General features: G+C 62.5%; 1 protein-coding gene. It reads right to left on the reverse strand.

What is annotated here, in order from left to right:
* A partial coding sequence (locus K9U40_RS24530; protein ID WP_282892637.1) for an HAD-IC family P-type ATPase occupies nucleotides 1–389 on the reverse strand: 389 nt, incomplete at both ends.

The raw sequence follows: 389 nt of genomic DNA on the forward strand, positions 1-389 counted from the left end.
GGGTTGAGCAGACCGAACGCGGCCAACGGAATACCGATCACGTTGTATGCGAACGCCCAGAACAAGTTCTGGCGGATTTTCGCGTAGGTGCGGCGTGAGATGTCGATCGCATCGGCGATCAGAGCAGGATCTCCCCGCATCAAGGTGATCCCGGCAGCGTGCATCGCAACATCAGTGCCGGTGGACATGGCGATCCCCACGTTGGCCGCCGCAAGCGCGGGGGCGTCATTGATGCCGTCGCCCACCATGGCCACCTGCTTTCCCTGCGCTCGCAGCTCGGAAACGATCTCGGACTTGCTCTCTGGAAGGACCTCTGCACGAACCTGGTCAATGCCCAGTTCACGCGCCACCATGGCCGCGCTGCCTTGGTTGTCGCCGGTGACGAGTAC

The sequence above is a fragment of the Xanthobacter autotrophicus genome (genome assembly GCF_030015065.1).
GTDB classification, from domain to species: domain Bacteria; phylum Pseudomonadota; class Alphaproteobacteria; order Rhizobiales; family Xanthobacteraceae; genus Xanthobacter; species Xanthobacter autotrophicus_D.